Consider the following 22068-nt stretch of genomic DNA (forward strand, 5'->3'; position numbering starts at 1 on the left):
CGCCCCCTCGCCCCCGCCGGGCCCGTCCGCGGACCGGAAGGCCGTCGCGGCGCGCGGACGTCCGGCGGCACAATGGCCCCATGCCCCGATCACCACTCGACCCAGCCGTGGCCGCCCGCCTCAAGCGCAACCCCGACGGCCTGGTGCCCGCCATCGCCCAGCAGTACGACACCGGAGAGGTGCTGATGCTGGGATGGATGGACGACGAGGCGCTGCACCGCACCCTCACCACCGGCCGCTGCACCTACTGGAGCCGCAGCCGCCGCGAGTACTGGGTCAAGGGCGACACCTCGGGGCACGTCCAGTACGTGAAGTCCGTGGCCCTGGACTGCGACGGGGACACCCTCCTGGTCAAGGTCGACCAGGTGGGCGCCGCCTGCCACACCGGCGACCGGACCTGCTTCGACGCCGGCGAGCTCCCGCTGGGCGGCTCCGGGAACGGCCGGGAGGGCGCCCCGGCATGACCGCCACGCACACCGGCACCGGCACCGCCCCCGACCCGGACACCTTCCGCACGCTCGCCAAGGACCGCCGCGTCATCCCGGTCACCCGCCGCCTGCTGGCCGACGGCGACACCCCCATCGGCCTCTACCGCAAGCTCGCCGCCGAACGCCCCGGCACCTTCCTGCTGGAGTCGGCGGCCGGGGGCGCCTCCCACGCCGTGGGCGGCGGGGGAGGGCACACCTGGTCGCGCTACTCCTTCGTGGGCGTGCGCACCTCCGCCACGCTCACCGTCCGCGACGGGCAGGCCCACTGGCTGGGCGCCCCGCCGGTCGGCGTCCCCACCGGCGGCGACCCCCTGGCGGCGCTGCGCGCCACGGTCGAGGCCCTCCACACCCCCCGCGACCTGCACCGCGACACCGACCTGCCGCCCTTCACCGGCGGCATGGTCGGCTACCTCGGCTACGACATCGTGCGCCGCCTGGAGCGCATCGGCGACAGCGCCCGCGACGACCTGGGGCTGCCCGAGCTGACCATGATGCTCACCTCGGACCTCGCGGTCCTCGACCACCGCGACGGCACCGTGCTGCTGATCGCCAACGCCGTCAACCACAACGCCCTCGACACCGGCGTGGACGAGGCGTACGCCGACGCGGTGCGGCGCCTGGACGCCATGACCGCCGACCTCGGCCGTCCCGTGCCCGCCGAAGCCGCCCCCCTGCCGCCGTCCGAGCTGCCCGAGTACACCGCCCTGTGGGGCGGGCGGGCCTACCAGGAGGCGGTGGAGGACATCAAGGAGCGCATCCGCGCGGGCGAGGCGTTCCAGGTGGTGCCCTCGCAGCGGTTCGAGGCGCCCTGCCCGGCGAGCGCGCTCGACGTCTACCGCGTGCTCCGCGCGACCAACCCCAGCCCGTACATGTACCTGCTGCGCTTCGACGGCTTCGACGTGGTCGGCTCCAGCCCCGAGGCGCTGGTGAAGGTCGAGGACGGGCACGCCATGATGCACCCCATCGCCGGCACGCGCCCGCGCGGCGCGACCCCCCGGGAGGACGCCGCGCTCGCCGAGGAGCTGCTGGCCGACCCCAAGGAGCGCGCCGAGCACCTGATGCTCGTCGACCTGGGACGCAACGACCTGGGCCGGGTCTGCGAACCCGGCAGCGTCGAGGTCGTCGACTTCATGTCGGTCGAGCGCTACAGCCATGTGATGCACATCGTCTCCACGGTGACCGGGCGGCTGGCGCCGGGCCGCACCGCCTTCGACGCCCTCACCGCCTGCTTCCCGGCCGGCACGCTCTCCGGAGCGCCCAAGCCGCGCGCGATGCAGATCATCGAGGAGCTGGAGCCCACCCGCCGCGGCCTGTACGGCGGCTGCGTCGGCTACCTGGACTTCGCGGGCGACGCCGACACCGCCATCGCCATCCGCACCGCCCTGCTGCGGGACGGGAAGGCCTACGTCCAGGCGGGCGCCGGCGTCGTCGCCGACTCCGACCCGGCGGCGGAGGACGCCGAGTGCCGCAACAAGGCCGCGGCCGTGCTCAGGGCGGTGCGCGCCGCCGGACGGCTCGGCGGTAGCGTGGGGGAGTGACATCCCCGCCTCCCCCCGACACCCCTTCCGCGTCCCCCGCGTCCCCGGCCCGGGCGGCCTCCGCCGGACCCCGGCGCGCGCTCGCCGCCGCGCTGGCCTGCGGCGTGCTCGGCGCCGCCGCGGTCCTGGCGTCCTCGGGAGGGGTGTGGGGCGAGGGCACCGCGGTCCTGGCGCAGGGCGGGCTGCCGGTCGAGGTCACGGGCGGCGAGGTGACCGGGCTGCCCGCCGCCCTGGCCCTGGTCGCCCTGGCCTCGCTGGTCGCCGTCTTCGCCGTCCGCCGCACCGGCCGGACGCTCGTCGCCGGGCTGCTGGCCCTGTGCGGCGCGGGCACCGCCGCGGCCGTCCCCCTGGCCCTCGCGGGCGGGCGGGGGAGGGCCGCGCTGGAGGACGAGGCGGCCGAGGTCACCGGTCTGACCCACGGCGCGGTCGAGTCCGTCTCCTTCGGCCCGTGGCCGTGGGCGGCCGCCGCCGGAGGCGTCCTGCTGCTGGCCGCCGGGGTGCTGGCGCTGCGCCACGGGCGCGCCTGGCCCGCCATGTCGGGACGCCACGAGCGCGCCGGAGCCTCCCGCCCGGCGCGGGGACGGCGGCCGGCCGCCGACCCGGACCGCCCCGAGGAGCTGTGGAAGGCCCTCGACCGGGGCGAGGACCCCACCGCCGGAAGCGGCGGAAACACTCCCTGACACAATGGCCGGTGAGCGACCCCAGATCGGACCTACGAGGAGCACTCAATGGCGGGCAACAACCACGGACACACTCCTGCCGCCTGGACCGGCGTCACCATTTCGTTCATCGGCTTCTGCGTCGCCTCGGTCTTCACCGTGACGGCCGATCCGGTGGGATTCTGGGCCGGAGTGGCGATCATCCTCCTCGGTGCCCTCGCCGGACTGGTGATGCGCTCGATGGGGCTGGGCCAGCCGGAGCACGAGCAGGGCCGGCTGACCGAGACCAAGGAGCGGGCGCAGCAGTCGTAGCGGGGCCGCCCGGGGCGGCTCGTCCGGCGCGGTGCCGTCGCGTGCGGCGCCGCGCCTTCCGCGTACCCGCCTTCTCCGTGTCCGTCCGGGCCGTGTCCCGCCGCTGTGTCCCGCCTCCGTGTCCCGCCCTCCGCGGCGGGGGCGCCGTCCGGCATGCGGGATCCCGGCGGACCGGATGCGGGCCCACCCCGCGGAGACGGATACCATCGCAGTGCGGTGACAGACCAGCCCCGCGCCCGGCGCAGGGACCCGAGCCAGCCAGGAAGGGGGCCGCTCGCGTGAGTGTGCTCGACGAGATCATCGACGGGGTCCGGGCCGACCTCGCCGAGCGGCAGGCGCGCGTCAGCCTGGACGAGCTCAAGGAGCGCGCCGCCCGGGCGCCGCGGGCGCGCGACGGCGCGGCCGCGCTGAGGGGCGACGGCGTCCGGGTGATCTGCGAGGTCAAGCGCTCCAGCCCGTCGAAGGGCGCGCTGGCCGCCATCGCGGACCCGGCCGGGCTCGCCGCGGACTACGAGGCGGGCGGCGCGGCGGTCATCTCGGTGCTGACCGAGCAGCGCCGGTTCGGCGGCTCGCTGGCCGACCTGGAGGCCGTGCGCGCCAGGGTGGACCTCCCCATCCTCCGCAAGGACTTCATCGTCACCTCCTACCAGCTGTGGGAGGCGCGCGCGTACGGCGCGGACCTCGCCCTGCTGATCGTGGCGGCCCTCGACCAGCCGGCGCTGGTGTCGCTGGTGGAGCGGGCCGAGTCCATCGGCCTCACCCCCCTGGTCGAGGTGCACGACGAGGAGGAGGCCGAGCGGGCCGTGGACGCCGGGGCGAAGATCATCGGCGTGAACGCCCGCAACCTCAAGACCCTGGAGGTGGACCGCGGCACCTTCGCCCGGGTCGCCCCCGAGATCCCCGAGGGCATCGTCAAGGTCGCCGAGTCGGGCGTACGCGGCCCGCACGACCTGATCGCATATGCCAACGAGGGCGCCGACGCGGTGCTCGTCGGCGAGTCGCTGGTCACCGGCAAGGACCCGAAGACCGCCGTCGCCGACCTGGTCGCGGCCGGCGCCCACCCCGCCCTGCGGCACGGCGGGAACTGAGCGGAGCCGCCCCGATGACCCTGAACGCACGCCTCGCACGCGGCTGCCGGCCGCGCGGCTGCCGCGCGCCCGCGCGCCGGGTGCTGGGGCGGCGCGTGCGCTACCACATCGGCTGCGAGCCGGGTCAGATCAACGGAAGGCGATGGCGCGCGGCAGCCGCGCGCTGAGACCGGGCCCCTCCGCCGTCTCCCGACGGCGCGGACGCGGGCGTTCCCGGTCCCCGGCCTCCCCGGTGGGCGCGCGGCACCACCGCGCGCCCACCGCGCGCCCGCGCACCGCCCCCTGAACCGCCGTCACGCCCGCTCCGCCGGGCCCGCGGCCGGGGAGGCGGACGGGCACCTTCCTTCTGACCGCGTTCTCTGGGGCACACGCCCCGGCAAGGAGCATGTCGGATGTCCACCGACTTCTTCGTTCCCGACCCCGAGGGCCGGGTGCCGACCGCCGAGGGGTACTTCGGCGCGTTCGGCGGCAAATTCATCCCGGAGGCGCTCGTCGCCGCCGTGGACGAGGTGGCGGCCGAGTACGAGAAGGCGAAGGCCGACCCGGCCTTCGCCGCCGAACTGGAGGACCTCCTCGTCAACTACACGGGCCGGCCCAGCGCGCTGACCGAGGTGCGGCGGTTCGCCGAGCACGCGGGCGGCGCCCGGGTCTTCCTCAAGCGGGAGGACCTCAACCACACCGGCTCACACAAGATCAACAACGTGCTGGGGCAGGCGCTGCTGACCAAGCGCATGGGCAAGACCCGCGTCATCGCCGAGACCGGCGCGGGCCAGCACGGCGTCGCCACGGCCACGGCCTGCGCCCTGTTCGGCCTGGAGTGCACCGTCTACATGGGCGAGATCGACACCCAGCGCCAGGCGCTCAACGTCGCCCGGATGCGGATGCTGGGCGCCGAGGTCGTCCCCGTCACCTCCGGCAGCCGCACCCTGAAGGACGCCATCAACGAGGCGTTCCGCGACTGGGTCGCCAACGTGGACCACACCCACTACCTGTTCGGCACGGTCGCCGGCCCCCACCCCTTCCCGGCACTGGTGCGGGACTTCCACCGCGTCATCGGCGTCGAGGCCAGGCGGCAGATCCTGGAACGCGCCGGACGGCTGCCGGACGCGGTGCTGGCCTGCGTCGGCGGCGGCTCCAACGCCATCGGCCTGTTCCACGCCTTCATCCCCGACACCTCCGTCCGCCTGATCGGCCTGGAGGCCGCCGGGCACGGAGTGGACTCCGGCGAGCACGCGGCGACGCTGACCGCGGGCGAACCGGGCATCCTCCACGGCTCGCGCTCCTACGTCCTCCAGGACGACGAGGGGCAGATCACCGAGCCGTACTCGATCTCCGCCGGCCTGGACTACCCCGGCATCGGCCCCGAGCACGCCTACCTGAAGGACACCGGCCGCGGCGAGTACCGCCCGGTGACCGACGACGAGGCGATGCGGGCCCTGCGCCTGCTGTCGGAGACCGAGGGCATCATCCCGGCCATCGAGAGCGCGCACGCGCTCGCCGGAGCCCTGGAAGTGGGCCGCGAACTGGGACCGGACGCGCTGCTGCTGGTGAACCTCTCCGGACGCGGCGACAAGGACATGGACACCGCCGCCCGCTACTTCGGGCTCTACGACGGTGCGGACACCGCGAAGGGGGCCGAGTGATGGCGGGGCAGGCGGAGCTGCTGGGACGCGTCCTGGCGGCGGCGAAGGACGAGGGACGGGCCGCGCTGGTGGGCTACCTGCCCGCCGGTTTCCCCACCGTGGACGGCGGCATCGCCGCCTGCACGGCCCTGCTGGAGAGCGGCTGCGACATCGTCGAGGTCGGCCTGCCGCACAGCGACCCCGTGATGGACGGGCCGGTCATCCAGACCGCCGACGACATCGCCCTGCGCGGAGGCGTGCGGATCGCCGACGTGATGCGGACCGTGCGCGAGACGCACACCGCCACCGGAGCGCCGGTGCTGTGCATGACCTACTGGAACCCGGTGGACCGCTACGGCCCCGAGCGGTTCGCCGCCGAGCTGGCCGAGGCGGGCGGCGCGGGCTGCATCCTGCCCGACCTGCCCGTGGAGGAGTCCGAGGCCTGGCGGAAGGCGGCCGAGCAGCACGGCCTGGCGACCGTCTTCGTGGTCGCCCCCAGCAGCCGCGACGAGCGGCTGGCGAAGATCACCGCGGCGGGCAGCGGCTTCGTCTACGCCGCCTCCCTGATGGGCGTCACCGGCACCCGCGAATCGGTGGGGCAGGAGGCGGAGGCGCTGGTGGGCCGCGTCCGCGCCACCACCGACCTGCCGGTGTGCGTCGGCATCGGCGTCTCCAGCGCCGCCCACGCCGCCCACGTCGCCTCCTTCGCGGACGGCGTGATCGTCGGCTCGGCCTTCGTCAAGCGCCTGCTGGACCACACGGGCGACCCGGACGCCGGCCTGGCCGCGGTCCGGGAGCTGGCCGCCGAACTCGCCGAGGGCGTCCGCGGCGGACGCCGGTAGCCCGCGGCCGCCGCTTCCCGGCGACGCGCCCTGGGACGCCCCGGCACCGGGGCGCCTCAGGGCGCGTGCAGCCGCAGGACGGCCCGCTCGGCCCAGTCGGCCGGAGTGCCGCGCAGCGACACGGCGATCATGGTGAGGAAGGCCAGCGGGACGGTCCAGGCCGCGGGCTGGGCGAGCAGCACCGTCAGCCAGGCCGACGACGGCTGCGTGACGGCCGACAGCACCGCCGCCCCCGTCGCCGTGACCGCACCGGCGGCCAGCCCGCACACCGCGCCCGCCACCGTCAGCCGGGTCCACCAGATGCCCAGCACCAGCAGCGGGCAGAACGTGGAGGCCGCCACCGCGAACGCCCAGCCCACCACGACGTTGATGTCCAGGTGCCCGGCCGGCAGCGACAGCAGCACCGCCACCAGCGCCCCCACCACCACCGCCGCCCGCAGCCTGGACACGCCCCCGCCGAACAGGTCGTGGGAGAGCCCGCCGGCCAGGGCCAGCAGCAGCCCGGAGGAGGTGGACAGGAACGCCGCGAACGCGCCGGTCGCCACCAGGGCCGTCAGCACGCTGCCCAGCGCCCCCGGCACCGCCTCCCCCGGCAGGACGACCGAGACGGTGTCGGTGGCGTTGCTGTACACCAGGTGCGGGGTGAAGACCCGCCCCAGCAGCCCGTAGACCGCCGGGAACAGGTAGAAGACGCCCAGCAGGCCGATCACCACCACGGCGACCCGGCGGGCGGCCCGGGCCGTGGGACTGGTGTGGAAACGCATGATCACATGGGGCAGCCCGATCGCGCCCAGCGTGGTCGCCAGCAGCACCGACCAGGTGGACAGCAGCGGCAGCCCCGCCCCCTGGAGGTCGATCAGCGGGCGGTTCCAGTGCTCGGAGACCAGGTCCCCGGCGGGGACCGGGCGCAGCGCCTCCGCCCGGGTCTCCGCACCGACGTGCACCAGCAGGTAGACCGCCGGCACGGCGATGAACAGCAGCTTGACCAGGTAGTGGAAGGCCTGGACGTAGGTGGCCGACCGCATGCCGCCCACCGCGATCGACGCGCTCACCACCAGCCCGGCCAGCACCACGCCCACCCAGTACGGGGTGCCGCTGACCAGGTGGAGGACCATCCCGGCGCCCTTGAACTGCGGCACCAGATAGAGCCACATGATCACCAGGACGATCAGCCCGCACAGCTTGCGGACCGCGGGCGACCCCAGCCGGTACTCCGCGAAGTCCGGCACGGTGAACGCGCCCGAGCGCCGCATGGGCCCGGCCACCAGCGCGACCACCGCCACGTACCCGGCCGTGAACCCGACCGCGTACCACATCGCGCCCAGCCCGTCCTTGAGCGTCATCCCGGCCAGCCCGAGCACCGAGGCGGCCGAGACGTACTCCCCGGCGATCGCCATGGCGTTCCAGCCGGGCGCGATGCGCCGGGAGGCGACGAGGAAGTCCGGGCTGGTGCGGGCGGCGTGCACCCCGTACAGGCCGATGGCCAGACTGGCCGCCAGGACCAGGCCGATCGCCGCCACGGCGGCCGAGGCGGTCACGGGCCGCCCGCCCGGCCGGCGCCGCCGCGGTCCTCCGCCCGCTCGGCGCGCCGCACGTGGCACAGGGCGAGCAGCAGCAGCACCGGATAGGTGGCGAAGGCCAGCACCAGCCAGGACAGCGGCAGACCCCACACCGAGACCCGGTCCAGCGCCGGCAGGGCCGCCACCGCACCGCTGGACCCGAACAGCACCACCCCCAGCAGGGCCACGGTCCGCAGGGCGGTCCGGCGCTGCGCGGCGAACACCGCCCGCGCGGCCTCGGCGTCGGCGGGGGCGGGCAGCGGCAGCAGCTGCGGATGCCGCCGGTGGCCGCGGGCCAGGGCGATACGGGTCTGCGGGCTGGTGACCTTCACCCGGCGCGCGCCGCTCACCTGGCCGCCCTGCCCAGCTGTCCCCTGCGGGCCGCCTCCAGCAACTGCTCCTTCAGCCCCCGGGCGTGCCGGCGGCTGACCGGCACGTCACCCGCCGGAGTGCACGCCACCAGCCCCGACGAGCTGGTGACCCGCAGGTCGTGGACCCAGCCGACGGCCACCAGGTAGCCGCGGTGCACCCGCACGAACCCGGCCGGGGCCCAGATCTCCTCCAGGTAGGACAGCGGCAGCCGGATGAGGTGCGTGCCCTGGGCGGTGTGCAGCCGTATGTAGTCGCCGTGCGCCTCCACGAACTGGACGTCGTCGCGCCGCACGAACACCGTCCGGCGGCCGTGGTCGATCTGGACGACCGCCAGCTCGTCGCGGGGCTCCTCCCGCGCGCCGCCGTTCGCCGCGGCCCGGCGGGCGGCGCACACCCGGGACACCGACTCGGCCAGCCGCTCGGGCCGGATGGGCTTGAGGAGGTAGTCCACCGCGCCGATGCCGAACGCCTCGATGGCGTGGGACTCCGAGGCGGTGACGAAGACGATGGAGGGCGGGGACGAGAGCTGGCTGATCACCCGCGCCACGTCCATCCCGTCCAGGCCGGGCATGGAGATGTCCAGGAAGACGGCGTCGAAGGCGTGCGCGCCCAGCAGCTGGACGGCGCGGGCGCCGCTCTCGGCCGCGTGGACCTCGCCCGTCTCGGGGATGTCGGTGAGGAGGTCGGCGAGTTCCTCGCGGGTGGAGGTCTCGTCCTCGACGACGAGGACCCTAAGAGCCCGTGCAGAGCTGCTCAATCCGTAACCACTCCTCGCATGAATCGCGGCACCCTGATGGTCACCTTGGTGCCGTTGCCGGGCGCGGTCTCGATGACGAGGCCGTACTCCGGTCCGTAGACGGTGCGCAGCCGCCGGTCGACGTTGGCCAGACCGACGCCCCTGGCGGGAGGGCCGACTCCGGCGAGGATCGCTCGTGCGAGTTCCGGCTCCATGCCCACCCCGTCGTCCTCGATCTCGATGACGCACAGGGGGCCCTCGCCGAACCCCGAGACGCTGATGTGTCCGGGCCCGGCCTTCTTCTCCAGCCCGTGGCGCACGGCATTTTCCACTATGGGCTGGACGACGAGGAAGGGGATGGCGACGGGCAGGATCTCCGGGGCCATCCGCACGGTGATCTCCATCCGGTCGTCGAACCGGGCCCGCTGCAGCTCCAGGTAGGTCTGGGTGGCCTGGAGTTCGGCGGCGACCGTCACGTAGTCGCCCACGGTGGAGAAGCTGTAGCGCAGGTAGTCGGCGAAGTCGGTGAGCAGCCGGCGGGCGCGGCCGGGATCGGTGCGGATGTGCGCGGCGATGGCGGCCAGGGCGTTGTGCATGAAGTGCGGGGATATCTGGGCCCGCAGGGTCCGCAGGTCCGCCGCCGCGATCCGGGCGCGGGCACTGCGCAGCTCGGTGTGGTCCAGCGCCTGCGACACCAGCTCGGCCACCTCGGCCAGCTCCCGCTCCTCCGGCACCCCGCCGTCGGAGGCGGAGCAGACCACCAGGCACCCCGTGAGCTCGTCCGCCACCAGCAGCGGGGCGGCGCACAGCGGCGGCTTGCGGAAGGTGGTGCCGTGCTCGTAGACCTGGGCGAGCACCGCGTCCAGGTCGGTTCCCGCGGGCAGCGCGCCGTGCCGGGCCACGGGCCCGTCCAGGTCGGCCAGGACGACGGCGTCCACCCCCAGCAGCCGCCGGATGCGGCGGGCGGCCGAGACGGACCGGTTGCCGTGCAGCCCCTCCTGGAGGTCGGCGCCGATCAGCCGGACCTCCCGCAGCACGCCCACGGCGGCACGCGGGCCGGCCCCGGGCGGGCCGCCGCGCCCCGCCCGGCGGCGCCGGACGCCGATCCACGCTCTCCTTGCCACGGGCCGACCGTAACGCACCCGGAGGCGCAGTGGAGCCCCCCGGACACAAGCCGGGGGGCTCCACTGGAACCCGGTGGCGGACCCGGCGCCGAAGGTGGGGGGTCGCGCCGGTGAGAAGCGCCCGCCACCGGGGGTCTTCCCGCCCCGCGGGGCCGCGGGCCGCCGGTCAGTGCTGGGAGGCGCCCTCCGCACCGGCCCCGGTCAGCGCCCGCACCTGGAGCTCCGCGAAGCGCCGGGGGTTGTTCTCGCCCGACATCAGCGTGCCGACGACCGCGCACAGCAGGCCGAGCGGGATGGAGACGATGCCCGGGTTCGACAGCGGGAACCAGGCGATGTCGATGCCCGGGACGAGCGCCTTCTCGTTGCCGGAGAACACCGGCGAGAAGATCACCAGGCCGACGGCGCTGACCAGACCGCCGTAGATGCCCGCGACCGCGCCCTGGGTGTTGAAGCGCTTCCAGAACAGGCTGAGCAGCAGCGTCGGCAGGTTGGCCGAGGCGGCGATGGCGAACGCCAGGGCCACCAGGAACGCCACGTTCAGACCCTGCGCGAAGATCGCCAGGATGATCGCCACGGCGCCGATGCCGAAGGCCGAGAACCGGGCGACCCTGATCTCCTCGTTCTCCGACGCCCGCCCCTTGCGCAGCACGCTGTTGTAGAAGTCGTGCGCCAGGGACGAGGAGGAGGCGATGGACAGGCCGGCCACCGTGGACAGGATGGTCGCGAAGGCCACCGCGGCGATCACGGCCAGCAGCACGGCGCCCACGGTGTCGCCGCCGACGTTCTCGCCCAGCACCTGCGCGAGCTGCGGGGCCGCGGTGTTGCCCGCCGCGTCCTGGGCGGTGATGGCGTCCTTGCCGACCAGGGCGGCGGCGCCGAAGCCCAGGACCAGGGTCAGCAGGTAGAAGCTGCCGATCAGGCCGATGCCCCAGTTGACGGACTTCCGGGCGGCCTTGGAGTCCGGGACGGTGTAGAAGCGGATCAGGATGTGCGGCAGGCCCGCGGTGCCCAGCACCAGGGCGAGGCCGAGGCTGATCAGGTCCAGCTTGTTCCACAGCGTCTGCAGGGCGTCGCCGGGCACCTCCACGCCGTACCGCAGCCCGGGCTCCAAGAACGCCTGGCCGGCGCCGCTGGCCTGCGCGGCGTCCGACATCAGGGCGCCGAAGCTGAACCCGTACTCGGCCAGCACCATGACGGTCAGCAGCGCGGCGCCGCCCATCAGCATGACGGCCTTGACGATCTGCACCCAGGTGGTGCCCTTCATACCGCCGAAGCTGACGTAGACGGTCATCAGGACGCCCACGACGACGATGCCCATGATCTTCGCGGTGTCGGCGTCCATGCCCAGGAACGTCTCGCCCGGCTGGATGCCCAGCAGCAGCGCGATCAGCGCACCGGCGCCCACCATCTGGGCCAGCAGGTAGAAGATCGACACCACGATGGTGGAGACGGCCGCCGCGGTGCGCACCGGACGCTGCTGCATCCGGTAGGAGAGCACGTCGGCCATGGTGAACCGGCCGGAGTTGCGCAGCAGCTCGGCCACCAGCAGCAGCGCCACCAGCCAGGCGACGAGGAAGCCGATGGAGTACAGGAAACCGTCGTAGCCGAACAGCGCGATCATGCCCGCGATGCCGAGGAACGACGCGGCGGACATGTAGTCGCCGCCGATGGCGAAGCCGTTCTGGATGCCGGAGAAGGACCGGCCGCCGGAGTGGAAGTCGGCGGCGGTCTTGGTCTGCCGGCTGGCCCAGATGGTGATGCCGAGCGTCGCGGCGATCATCACCGTGAACAGCAGCATGGTGATGACGCGGCTGCTGGAGCTGACCTCGGCGGCCAGAAGCGTCGCGGAGGAGCTGGTCATGCCCGGCCTCCCCAGAGGTCGTGGTTGTCGCGGGCGGGCGGGGCGGTCAGCTCGGCGCGCAGGGCGTCGGCGACCGGGTCGAGCCTCCGGTCGGCGTAGCGCGAGTACAGGATCGCGATGCCGAAGGTGGTGACGAACTGCAGGACCCCGAAGAGCAGGGCCACGTTGACGTCACCGAAGAGGACGGTGGACATCACTCCGCGGGCGTAGACCGACATCACCACGTACAGCAGGTACCAGGCGAGGAAGGCGATGCTCGCGGGGAAGACGAACTTGGTCAGCCTGCGCTTGAGATCCAGGAAGCGCGGATCGCTGTGCATGGCCACCATGCGGTCCTCCGCGTCCCCGGCGGGGTCCAGGGTTTGGTGCGGATGTTCTGCGGACACTGCCGCCTCCTTCATCGACACGACGCGAAACGACACGACGTACGGGAGCGGAAAAGGAATGCGGGGAACGTAAGCGGCGTCACACCCAGGGTGAAGACGAAGTTCCCGGTGTGCGGCGAACGCCGTGTGCGCGCGCCGAACGGTGGATCGTCGTGCGCCGACCGGTCGATATCCGCGACGAACGGTCACGCCTTCGGGGGAAGACGGCGGCGGCGGACGTGCGGCGGCCCGGTCCCGGTCCGTTGGATCGGAGCATGACGAACCGGAACGTTCCCCAGGACGGCGGCGGCGCACGCGAGCGGCGGCGGAGGAAGAGGCGGAGGGCGGCCGGGCGGCGCGCCGGGACGCCGGGGACGGCACTCGCCGTCCTCGCCGTGCTCGGCGCCGTGGGACTGGCCGGAGCCGTGGCGGCCGGCCGGGGCGGCCCGGAGGCCGCGCCGATCACCGACGGCAGCCGACGGGCCCCGGTCACCCTCACCCTCTACGAGGACTTCCGCTGCCCGGGCTGCGCCCACTTCGAGCACGGCTTCGGCCGGACGCTCCGCCGGCTCCAGGACGGCGGGCGGCTGAGGGTGGAGCACCGCCTCGTCGCCGTCGTCGACGGCAACGTGGGGGGCCGCGGCTCGGCGTACGCCGCCAACGCCGCCGCCTGCGCCCGCGACGAGGGGAGGTTCCGGGAGTACCGCGGCGTCCTCTTCGCCGGCCGGCCGCAGGAACCCGACGACGCCTTCGGCGACAGCGACCGGCTCCTGGAGCTGGCGGAGGAGGTGGAGGGGCTGAGCGGTCCGGACTTCACCCGCTGCGTCCGCGAGGGCACCCACCTGGAGTGGGTGGAGCGCTCCACCGAGGCGTTCCTCCGGGCCGGCCACGACTCCACGCCCACCGTCCTGCTGGACGGCGAGGACCTCTTCGCCGACCCCGCCGCGCTCCCGGGCCCGCGGGAGCTGGAGGAGAGGGTCGAGGCGGCGGCGCGGACGGCGTGAACCGGCCGTGCGGGCGTCCCGGCGCGCGCCGCGCGGGTGCGTTACGGACCCGTTGCCGGGCGGGCTGCCGCCCGCCGGGCCCGGCACGGTAGCGTTCGTGGGGCCATGGACACCCTTGCCTTCATCCCCAGCCCATCGTCCGGCGAGATCCTCCTCGGACCGGTCCCGCTGCGGGGCTACGCGTTCTGCATCATCCTGGGCGTCTTCATCGCCGTCTGGCTCGGCGGGAAGCGCTGGACCGCCCGCGGCGGGCAGCCCGGGACGGTCGCCGACATCGCCGTGTGGGCGGTGCCGTTCGGCCTGGCCGGCGGCCGTCTGTACCACGTCGTCACCGACTACCAGCTCTACTTCGGCGAGGGCCGGAACTGGGTGGACGCCTTCAAGATCTGGGAGGGCGGCCTCGGCATCTGGGGGGCGATCTCGCTCGGCGCGGTGGGCGCCTGGATCGGCTGCCGCAGGCGGGGCATCCCGCTGCCCGCGTACGCGGACGCCATCGCGCCCGGCATCGCGCTCGCCCAGGCCGTCGGACGCTGGGGCAACTGGTTCAACCAGGAGCTGTTCGGACGCCCCACCGACCTGCCGTGGGCCGTCCGGATCGATCCGGAGAACCGACCCCCCGAGAGCCTGGACCTGGCCACGTACCACCCCACCTTCCTGTACGAGTCGCTGTGGTGCGTGGGGGTCGCCCTGCTGGTGATCTGGGCGGACCGCCGCTTCCGGCTGGGCCACGGCCGGGCGTTCGCCCTGTACGTCGCGGCGTACACGGTGGGCCGCTTCTGGATCGAGTACATGAGGGTCGACGAGGCCCACGAGATCTGGGGCCTGCGCCTGAACAACTGGACCTCGATCGCGGTCTTCCTGGGCGCGGTGGTCTACATCGTGCTCTCGGCCAGGCTCCGTCCGGGCCGTGAGGACGTCGTGGAGCCGAGGGCGGAGAAGACCGCCGGGGACGGCGGCACGGGAGACGACGGCACAGGGGACGACGACGGCACAGGCGACGCCGGGGACGGCGGCTCCGGGAAGGGCGAGGACGCCGCGAAGGACGAGTCCGCGGGGAACGGCGGCGGAAGGCCCGCGTCCGCCGGGCGCTGAGCACCCCGCCCCGCTCTGGCCCCGCCCCGCCCCGCCCCGCTCTGGCCCGGCCCCGGTTCCGCTTCCCGCGGGGCCGGGGCCGTCCGCATGCCGGGAGAGGACGACCGAGGAGAAACCGCAGGTCAGGCAGGTAAGTACGGCCTTCCTTGCTGGCGCGTGCCGAGCCGCGGGCGTACGGTCGGGAGGGTCCGGACGAACCCGGAGACGCGGAACGAGGAGGGGTGGAGCGGATGTCGCCCAGGGCCGGGGACGAGACAGAGGTCACGCTGCGGCCCGGAGCGCCGAACTCGGCGCACGCCGCGAACCACACCCACCGCGACGTCAGCGGGGGCTGGCTGCGCCCGGCCGTCTTCGGCGCCATGGACGGCCTGGTGTCCAACCTCGCCCTGATGACGGGCGTCGCGGGCGGCGACGTGGCACGGCAGGTGATCGTCATCACCGGCCTGGCCGGACTCGCCTCCGGCGCGTTCTCCATGGCCGCCGGCGAGTACACCTCGGTGGCCTCCCAGCGCGACCTGGTCCTGGCCGAGCTGGAGGTCGAGCGGCGCGAGCTGATGCACAACCCCGAGGCCGAGCGGCGCGAGCTGGTCGCCCTGTACCGGGGCCGGGGGCTGCCGCCCGAGCTGGCGGAGGAGGTCGCCGAGCACCTGTCCAGGAACCCCGAGCAGGCCCTGGAGATCCACGCCCGCGAGGAGCTGGGAGTGGACCCGGGCGAACTGCCGTCGCCGATGCTCGCCGCCGTCTCCTCCTTCGCCTCCTTCGCGGTGGGCGCCCTGCTGCCCGTCCTGCCCTACCTGCTGGGAGCCGTCGAGCTGTGGCCGGCCGTGGCGGTCGCCCTGCTGGGGCTGTTCCTGTGCGGCGCGGCCGTGGCGAAGGTGACCACGCGGCCGTGGTGGTACAGCGGACTGCGGCAGCTCTTCCTGGGCGGCGCGGCGGCCGCGGTCACCTACGGGCTCGGCACCCTGTTCGGCGTGGCCGTGGGATGACCCGTGGACGCCGGGAGCGGCCGGGGAGAGGACTGTGACCCGCTTCACTCCCGAACGGGGGATTTCCGTGTTACCCGGTGGTTTCAGACGCGTCACGGCTGGGGATGAGACCGGAGCGCTTCCGGCAGTGACGCCGGCGTCCCCCCCGACTCCCGCACCGGTACCGAACCGTATGAGCGGGGGCGAACCCCCATTCACGTCCGCATGATGGACTCGGCCATCCACGTGCCGGAAAAACCCTCCATCATGTAACCTGCACGAAAATTTGTACGCAGAGGGCCAACGTCGTCCCTCGGCATCAGGAAACTGCCACGACGACGACGGGAGAGCCGATGCGTGCTGCGCCCCTGACGGCCCACCCTGCCAAGCAGGGAATGTACGACCCGCGCGACGAGCACGACGCCTGCGGTGTCGGCTTCGTGGCCACCCTCACCGGGGAGGCGAGCCACCGCCTGGTCGAACAGGCCCTGACCGTCCTGCGCAACCTGGAGCACCGGGGCGCCACCGGAGCCGAGGCCGACTCCGGGGACGGCGCGGGCATCCTCGTCCAGATCCCGGACGCGTTCTTCCGCGAGACCGCCGGTCTCGACCTCCCCGAGGCGGGCGCCTACGCCGTGGGCACCGCCTTCCTCCCGGTGGACACCGCGCAGGCGGCCGACGCCGTCTCACGCATCGAGACGATCGCCGCCGAGGAGGAGCTGACCGTCCTGGGCTGGCGCGAGGTCCCCACCGCCCCCGACCTGCTCGGCGCGACCGCCCGCTCCACCATGCCCGCCTTCCGCCAGCTCTTCGTCGCCGACCGCGCCAGCACCGGCCTCGCCCTGGACCGCAAGGCGTTCGTGCTGCGCAAGCGCGCCGAGCGCGAGGCCGGCGTCTACTTCCCCTCGCTGTCCGCGCGGACCATCGTCTACAAGGGCATGCTCACCACCGGGCAGCTCGAACCCTTCTTCCCCGACCTGTCGGACCGCCGCTTCGCCAGCGCCATCGCGCTGGTCCACTCCCGGTTCTCCACCAACACCTTCCCCTCCTGGCCGCTGGCCCACCCCTACCGCTTCGTCGCGCACAACGGCGAGATCAACACCGTCCGGGGCAACCGCAACTGGATGCGGGCCCGGGAGTCCCAGCTGGCCTCCGACCTGTTCGGCGACCGCGACCTCTCGCGGCTCTTCCCCGTCTGCACCCCGGACGCCTCCGACTCGGCCTCCTTCGACGAGGTGCTGGAACTGCTCCACCTCGGCGGCCGGTCCCTGCCGCACGCGGTGCTGATGATGGTCCCCGAGGCGTGGGAGAACCACCCCTCCATGGACCCGGCCCGCCGCGCCTTCTACCAGTACCACTCCACGATGATGGAGCCCTGGGACGGCCCCGCCTGCGTCACCTTCACCGACGGCGTCCAGGTCGGCGCCGTCCTCGACCGCAACGGCCTGCGCCCGGGACGCTACTGGGTCACCGACGACGGGCTGGTCGTCCTCTCCTCCGAGGTCGGCGTCCTCGACATCGACCAGGCCAGGGTCGTCCGCAAGGGCCGCCTCCAGCCCGGCCGCATGTTCCTGGTGGACACCGCCGAGCACCGCATCATCGAGGACGACGAGATCAAGGACAGGCTCGCCTCCGAGCACCCCTACCAGGAGTGGCTGGACGCGGGGATCATCGAACTCGGCGACCTCCCCGAGCGCGAGCACGTCGTCCACACCCACGCCTCGGTCACCCGCCGCCAGCAGACCTTCGGCTACACCGAGGAGGAACTGCGCGTCCTCCTCGCCCCGATGGCCCGCACCGGCGCCGAACCCATCGGCTCCATGGGCACCGACTCGCCCATCGCCGCGCTCTCCGAGCGGCCCCGGCTGATCTTCGACTACTTCACCCAGCTCTTCGCGCAGGTCACCAACCCGCCGCTGGACGCCATCCGCGAGGAACTCGTCACCTCCCTGCAGTCCTCGCTCGGCCCCCAGGGCAACCTGCTGGAGCCCACCGCGGCCTCCTGCCGCAGCGTCACCCTGCCCTTCCCGGTGATCGACAACGACGAACTGGCCAAGCTCGTCCACATCAACGCCGACGGCGACATGCCCGGCATGAAGGCCGTCACCCTCTCCGGCCTCTACCGCGTGACCGGAGGCGGAAAGGCCCTGGCCGACCGGCTCGAGGAGATCTGCGCCGAGGCCGACGCCGCCATCGCCGACGGCGCCCGGCTGATCGTCCTGTCCGACCGCCACTCCGACGCCGAGCACGCCCCCATCCCCTCGCTGCTGCTCACCTCCGCGGTGCACCACCACCTCATCCGCACCAGGCAGCGCACCCAGGTGGGCCTGCTGGTCGAGGCCGGCGACGTCCGCGAGGTCCACCACGTCGCCCTGCTCATCGGCTACGGCGCCGCGGCCGTCAACCCCTACCTGGCCATGGAGTCCGTCGAGGACCTCGTCCGCGCGGGCACCTTCCTCCCCGCCGGCACGGACCCCGGCACCGCCATCCGGAACCTGATCAAGGCACTCGGCAAGGGCGTGCTGAAGGTGATGTCCAAGATGGGCATCTCCACCGTCGCCTCCTACCGCGGCGCCCAGGTCTTCGAGGCCGTCGGCCTGGACGAGGAGTTCGTCGACACCTACTTCCACGGCACCGCCACCAAGATCGGCGGAGCCGGCCTCGACGTCATCGCCGCCGAGGTCGCCGCCCGCCACGCCAAGGCCTACCCGCCCTCGGGCATCGCCCCCGCCCACCGCAGGCTGGAGATCGGCGGCGAGTACCAGTGGCGCCGCGAGGGCGAACCGCACCTGTTCGACCCGGAGACGGTCTTCCGCCTCCAGCACTCCACCCGCACCCGCCGCTACGACATCTTCAAGCAGTACACCCGGCGCGTGGACGAGCAGTCCGAGCGCCTGATGACACTGCGCGGCCTGTTCGGCTTCAAGTCCGACCGCAAGCCGGTGCCGATCGAGGAGGTCGAACCCGTCTCGGAGATCGTCAAGCGGTTCTCCACCGGAGCGATGTCCTACGGCTCCATCTCCCAGGAGGCGCACGAAACCCTCGCCATCGCCATGAACCGGCTGGGCGCCAAGTCCAACACCGGCGAGGGCGGAGAGGACCCCGAGCGGCTGTACGACCCCGCCCGCCGCTCGGCGATCAAGCAGGTCGCCTCCGGCCGCTTCGGCGTCACCAGCGAGTACCTGGTCAACGCCGACGACATCCAGATCAAGATGGCCCAGGGCGCCAAGCCCGGCGAGGGCGGCCAGCTCCCCGGCCCCAAGGTCTACCCGTGGGTCGCCAGGACCCGGCACTCCACCCCCGGCGTCGGGCTCATCTCCCCGCCGCCCCACCACGACATCTACTCCATCGAGGACCTCGCCCAGCTCATCCACGACCTGAAGAACGCCAACCCCGACGCCCGCATCCACGTGAAGCTGGTCTCCGAGGTCGGCGTCGGCACGGTCGCGGCCGGCGTCTCCAAGGCCCACGCGGACGTCGTGCTGATCTCCGGCCACGACGGCGGCACCGGCGCCTCCCCGCTCACCTCCCTCAAGCACGCGGGCGGCCCCTGGGAACTCGGCCTGGCCGAGACCCAGCAGACCCTGCTCCTCAACGGCCTGCGCGACCGCATCGTCGTCCAGACCGACGGCCAGCTCAAGACCGGCCGCGACGTGGTGATCGCCGCCCTGCTGGGCGCCGAGGAGTACGGCTTCGCCACCGCCCCGCTGGTCGTCTCCGGCTGCGTGATGATGCGCGTGTGCCACCTGGACACCTGCCCCGTGGGCATCGCCACCCAGAACCCGGTGCTGCGCGAACGCTTCACCGGCAAGCCCGAGTTCGTGGTGAACTTCTTCGAGTTCATCGCCGAAGAGGTCCGCGAACTCCTCGCCGAACTGGGCTTCCGCACCCTCGACGAGGCCATCGGCCACGCCGAGGTCCTCGACGTCGGCCGCGCGGTGGACCACTGGAAGGCCCAGGGCCTGGACCTGGCCCCGCTCCTCCACGTCCCCGACCTGCCCGCCGGCGCCGCCCGCCGCCGGACCACCGCCCAGGACCACGGCCTGGAGAAGGCCCTCGACAACGAGCTCATCAGGCTCGCCGCCGACGCCCTGTCGGCCGACACCCCCGAGGCCGCCCAGCCGGTCCGCGCCCAGGTGCCGATCCGCAACGTCAACCGGACGGTGGGCACCATGCTGGGCCACGAGGTGACGAAGAGGTTCGGCGGCGCCGGACTGCCCGACGACACCATCGACATCACCTTCACCGGCTCCGCCGGCCAGTCCTTCGGCGCGTTCCTGCCGCGCGGGGTCACCCTCCGCCTGGAGGGCGACGCCAACGACTACGTCGGCAAGGGCCTGTCGGGCGGACGCGTCGTCGTCCGCCCCGACCGGAACGCCACCCACCTGGCCGAGTACTCCACCATCGCCGGCAACACCCTCGCCTACGGCGCCACCGGCGGCGAGATGTTCCTCCGCGGCAGCGTCGGCGAACGCTTCTGCGTCCGCAACTCCGGCGCCCTGGTCGTCTCCGAGGGCGTCGGCGACCACGGCTGCGAGTACATGACCGGCGGCGCGGCCGTCGTCCTGGGCCCCACCGGCCGCAACTTCGGCGCCGGCATGTCCGGCGGCACCGCGTACGTCGTCGACCTGGACACCGACGACGTCAACCCCGACGTCGCCGACGCCGTCGAACCCCTCGACGAGACGGACCGGCAGTGGCTGCACGACGTGGTGCGCCGCCACCACGAGGAGACCGGCTCCACCGTCGCCGAGGCGCTGCTCGCCGACTGGGAGAGCGCCGCCGGCCGCTTCAGCAAGATCATGCCCACCACGTACAAGGCAGTGCTCGCCGCCAAGGACGCCGCCGAGCGAGCCGGACTGTCCCAGTCCGAGACCCACGAGAAGATGATGGAGGCGGCGACCAATGGCTGACCCCAAGGGCTTCCTGACCACCGGACGCGAGGTCGCCGAGACCCGCCCCGCGGCGGAGCGCGTCAAGGACTGGAACGAGGTGTACGTCCCCGGCTCCCTGCTGCCGATCATCGGCAAGCAGGCCGGCCGCTGCATGGACTGCGGCATCCCGTTCTGCCACAACGGCTGCCCGCTGGGCAACCTCATCCCCGAGTGGAACGACTACGCCTGGCGCGGCGACTGGCAGGCCGCCGGCGAACGCCTCCACGCCACCAACAACTTCCCCGAATTCACCGGACGGCTCTGCCCGGCACCGTGCGAGTCGGCCTGCGTGCTGGGCATCAGCCAGCCCCCGGTGACCATCAAGAACGTCGAGGTCACCATCATCGACAAGGCCTGGGAGGCCGGCGGCGTCACCCCGCAGCCCCCCGAGCGCCTGTCGGGCAAGACCGTCGCCGTCATCGGCTCCGGACCCGCCGGCCTGGCCGCCGCCCAGCAGCTCACCCGCGCCGGCCACACGGTCGCCGTCTACGAACGCGCCGACCGCGTCGGCGGACTGCTGCGCTACGGCATCCCCGAGTTCAAGATGGAGAAGCGGCACATCAACCGCCGCATCGAGCAGATGCGCGCCGAAGGCACCAAGTTCCGCACCGGCGTGGAGATCGGCCGCGACATCGACGCCGCCGACCTGCGCAGGCGCTACGACGCGATCGTCATCGCCGCCGGCTCCACCACCGCACGCGACCTGCCCGTCCCCGGCCGCGAACTCAAGGGCATCCACCAGGCGATGGAGTACCTGCCCCTGGCCAACAAGGTCCAGGAGGGCGACTACGTCACTCCGCCGATCACCGCCGAGGGCAAGCACGTCGTCGTCATCGGCGGCGGCGACACCGGCGCCGACTGCGTCGGCACCGCCCACCGCCAGGGCGCCCTCTCCGTCACCCAGCTGGAGATCATGCCCCGCCCGGGCGAGGAGCGGGACCCGGTCACCCAGCCGTGGCCCACCTTCCCCATGCTCTACAAGGTCACCTCCGCGCACGAGGAGGGCGGCGAGAGGCTGTACTCCGTCTCCACCACCCACTTCGAAGGCGACGAGGACGGCAACGTCCAGGCCCTCCACCTGGTCGAGGTCGAGTTCAGGGACGGGAGGTTCGAGCCGAAGCCCGGCACCGAGAAGAGGATCCCCGCCCAGCTCGTCACCCTGGCCATGGGCTTCACCGGCATCGACACCACCAACGGCCTGGTCGACCAGCTCGGCCTGGAACTGGACGCCCGCGGCAACGTCGCCCGCGACGCCGACTTCGCCACCAACGTCGACGGCGTGTTCGTCGCCGGAGACGCCGGCCGCGGCCAGTCGCTGATCGTGTGGGCCATCGCCGAGGGCCGCTCCGCCGCCCGCGCCGTGGACCGCTACCTCACCGGCGCCAGCTCGCTGCCCGCCCCCATCAAGCCGACGGACCGCGCACTGACGGTCTGACGGCCCCGGCCGCCCGCGGGCGCCGCGCGGCACCGGCCCGCGGCCCCCGCGGGACGACCGCGGCGCCGGCCC

At 73.5% G+C, this 22068-nt stretch carries 19 protein-coding genes; 13 read left to right on the top strand and 6 right to left on the bottom strand.

Features of this window, described 5'->3' with window-relative positions; all coding sequences use genetic code 11:
* Positions 1 to 80 precede the first annotated feature (80 nt).
* The 8 genes from hisI to trpA all read left to right on the top strand — a co-directional run bounded on the left by hisI (position 81) and on the right by trpA (position 6549).
* On the top strand, positions 81 to 464 hold the full coding sequence (gene hisI, locus ABD358_RS25470) for a phosphoribosyl-AMP cyclohydrolase (RefSeq protein WP_344633490.1): 384 nt from the start codon (positions 81 to 83) through the stop codon (positions 462 to 464).
* Entirely contained in the window at positions 461 to 2026 is a 1566-nt protein-coding gene (locus ABD358_RS25475) for an anthranilate synthase component I (protein ID WP_344633491.1), read from the top strand. Before hisI ends, ABD358_RS25475 begins: the two co-directional genes overlap by 4 nt.
* Positions 2023 to 2706 carry a TIGR02234 family membrane protein gene (locus ABD358_RS25480; protein ID WP_344633492.1) on the top strand — a complete coding sequence of 228 codons (684 nt, stop codon included), beginning with the start codon at positions 2023 to 2025 and terminating at the stop codon, positions 2704 to 2706. The genes ABD358_RS25475 and ABD358_RS25480 overlap by 4 nt, the downstream gene beginning before the upstream one ends.
* A 48-nt stretch (positions 2707 to 2754) precedes the next feature.
* Positions 2755 to 2997: an HGxxPAAW family protein gene (locus tag ABD358_RS25485; RefSeq protein WP_344633493.1), complete on the top strand. Its 243-nt coding sequence runs from the start codon at positions 2755 to 2757 to the stop codon at positions 2995 to 2997.
* 278 nt (positions 2998 to 3275) lie between these two features.
* The gene (gene trpC, locus ABD358_RS25490) at positions 3276 to 4085 is read left to right on the top strand and encodes an indole-3-glycerol phosphate synthase TrpC (protein WP_344633494.1); all 810 of its coding nucleotides are present in this window, start codon (positions 3276 to 3278) and stop codon (positions 4083 to 4085) included.
* Between the two features lie 14 nt (positions 4086 to 4099).
* Positions 4100 to 4252, top strand: a complete 153-nt coding sequence (gene trpM / locus ABD358_RS28510; protein WP_425576424.1) for a tryptophan biosynthesis modulator TrpM — start codon at positions 4100 to 4102, stop codon at positions 4250 to 4252.
* A gap of 225 nt (positions 4253 to 4477) precedes the next feature.
* On the top strand, positions 4478 to 5728 hold the full coding sequence (trpB, locus tag ABD358_RS25495; RefSeq protein ID WP_344633495.1) for a tryptophan synthase subunit beta: 1251 nt from the start codon (positions 4478 to 4480) through the stop codon (positions 5726 to 5728).
* Complete coding sequence (gene trpA / locus ABD358_RS25500) at positions 5728 to 6549, top strand: tryptophan synthase subunit alpha (protein ID WP_344633496.1); 822 nt, start codon at positions 5728 to 5730, stop codon at positions 6547 to 6549. Before trpB ends, trpA begins: the two co-directional genes overlap by 1 nt.
* Before the next feature lie 56 nt (positions 6550 to 6605).
* Here the strand turns inward: trpA and ABD358_RS25505 are convergent, their stop codons facing one another.
* The 6 genes from ABD358_RS25505 to ABD358_RS25530 form a co-directional block, all read right to left on the bottom strand.
* Complete coding sequence (locus ABD358_RS25505; protein ID WP_344633497.1) at positions 6606 to 8087, bottom strand: sodium/solute symporter; 1482 nt, start codon at positions 8085 to 8087, stop codon at positions 6606 to 6608.
* On the bottom strand, positions 8084 to 8458 hold the full coding sequence (locus ABD358_RS25510; RefSeq protein ID WP_344633498.1) for a hypothetical protein: 375 nt from the start codon (positions 8456 to 8458) through the stop codon (positions 8084 to 8086). Before ABD358_RS25510 ends, ABD358_RS25505 begins: the two co-directional genes overlap by 4 nt.
* Entirely contained in the window at positions 8455 to 9237 is a 783-nt protein-coding gene (locus ABD358_RS25515) for a LytR/AlgR family response regulator transcription factor (RefSeq protein ID WP_344633499.1), read from the bottom strand. The genes ABD358_RS25510 and ABD358_RS25515 overlap by 4 nt, the downstream gene beginning before the upstream one ends.
* A complete protein-coding gene (locus ABD358_RS25520; protein ID WP_344633500.1) occupies positions 9234 to 10340 on the bottom strand; it encodes a sensor histidine kinase in 1107 nt (368 codons plus the stop codon). The genes ABD358_RS25515 and ABD358_RS25520 overlap by 4 nt, the downstream gene beginning before the upstream one ends.
* A 166-nt stretch (positions 10341 to 10506) precedes the next feature.
* Entirely contained in the window at positions 10507 to 12201 is a 1695-nt protein-coding gene (locus ABD358_RS25525; protein ID WP_344633501.1) for a solute symporter family protein, read from the bottom strand.
* Positions 12198 to 12587 (bottom strand): DUF485 domain-containing protein, encoded by a 390-nt coding sequence (locus tag ABD358_RS25530; RefSeq protein WP_344633502.1) that lies wholly within the window; start codon positions 12585 to 12587, stop codon positions 12198 to 12200. The genes ABD358_RS25525 and ABD358_RS25530 overlap by 4 nt, the downstream gene beginning before the upstream one ends.
* Before the next feature lie 254 nt (positions 12588 to 12841).
* Here ABD358_RS25530 and ABD358_RS25535 point away from each other — a divergent pair, with 254 nt between their 5' ends.
* From ABD358_RS25535 to ABD358_RS25555, 5 genes are all read left to right on the top strand, one after another.
* The gene (locus ABD358_RS25535; protein ID WP_344633503.1) at positions 12842 to 13570 is read left to right on the top strand and encodes a DsbA family protein; all 729 of its coding nucleotides are present in this window, start codon (positions 12842 to 12844) and stop codon (positions 13568 to 13570) included.
* Positions 13571 to 13675: 105 nt separating this feature from the next.
* On the top strand, positions 13676 to 14662 hold the full coding sequence (gene lgt / locus ABD358_RS25540; RefSeq protein WP_344633504.1) for a prolipoprotein diacylglyceryl transferase: 987 nt from the start codon (positions 13676 to 13678) through the stop codon (positions 14660 to 14662).
* Between the two features lie 230 nt (positions 14663 to 14892).
* A complete protein-coding gene (locus ABD358_RS25545; protein ID WP_344633505.1) occupies positions 14893 to 15648 on the top strand; it encodes a VIT1/CCC1 transporter family protein in 756 nt (251 codons plus the stop codon).
* 332 nt (positions 15649 to 15980) lie between these two features.
* Positions 15981 to 20540 (top strand): glutamate synthase large subunit, encoded by a 4560-nt coding sequence (gene gltB, locus ABD358_RS25550; protein ID WP_344633506.1) that lies wholly within the window; start codon positions 15981 to 15983, stop codon positions 20538 to 20540.
* Positions 20533 to 21996, top strand: a complete 1464-nt coding sequence (locus tag ABD358_RS25555) for a glutamate synthase subunit beta (RefSeq protein ID WP_344633507.1) — start codon at positions 20533 to 20535, stop codon at positions 21994 to 21996. Before gltB ends, ABD358_RS25555 begins: the two co-directional genes overlap by 8 nt.
* The last annotated feature ends 72 nt before the right edge of the window (positions 21997 to 22068 follow it).

The organism is Streptomyces glaucosporus (assembly GCF_039533345.1).
Lineage (GTDB): Bacteria > Actinomycetota > Actinomycetes > Streptomycetales > Streptomycetaceae > Streptomyces > Streptomyces glaucosporus.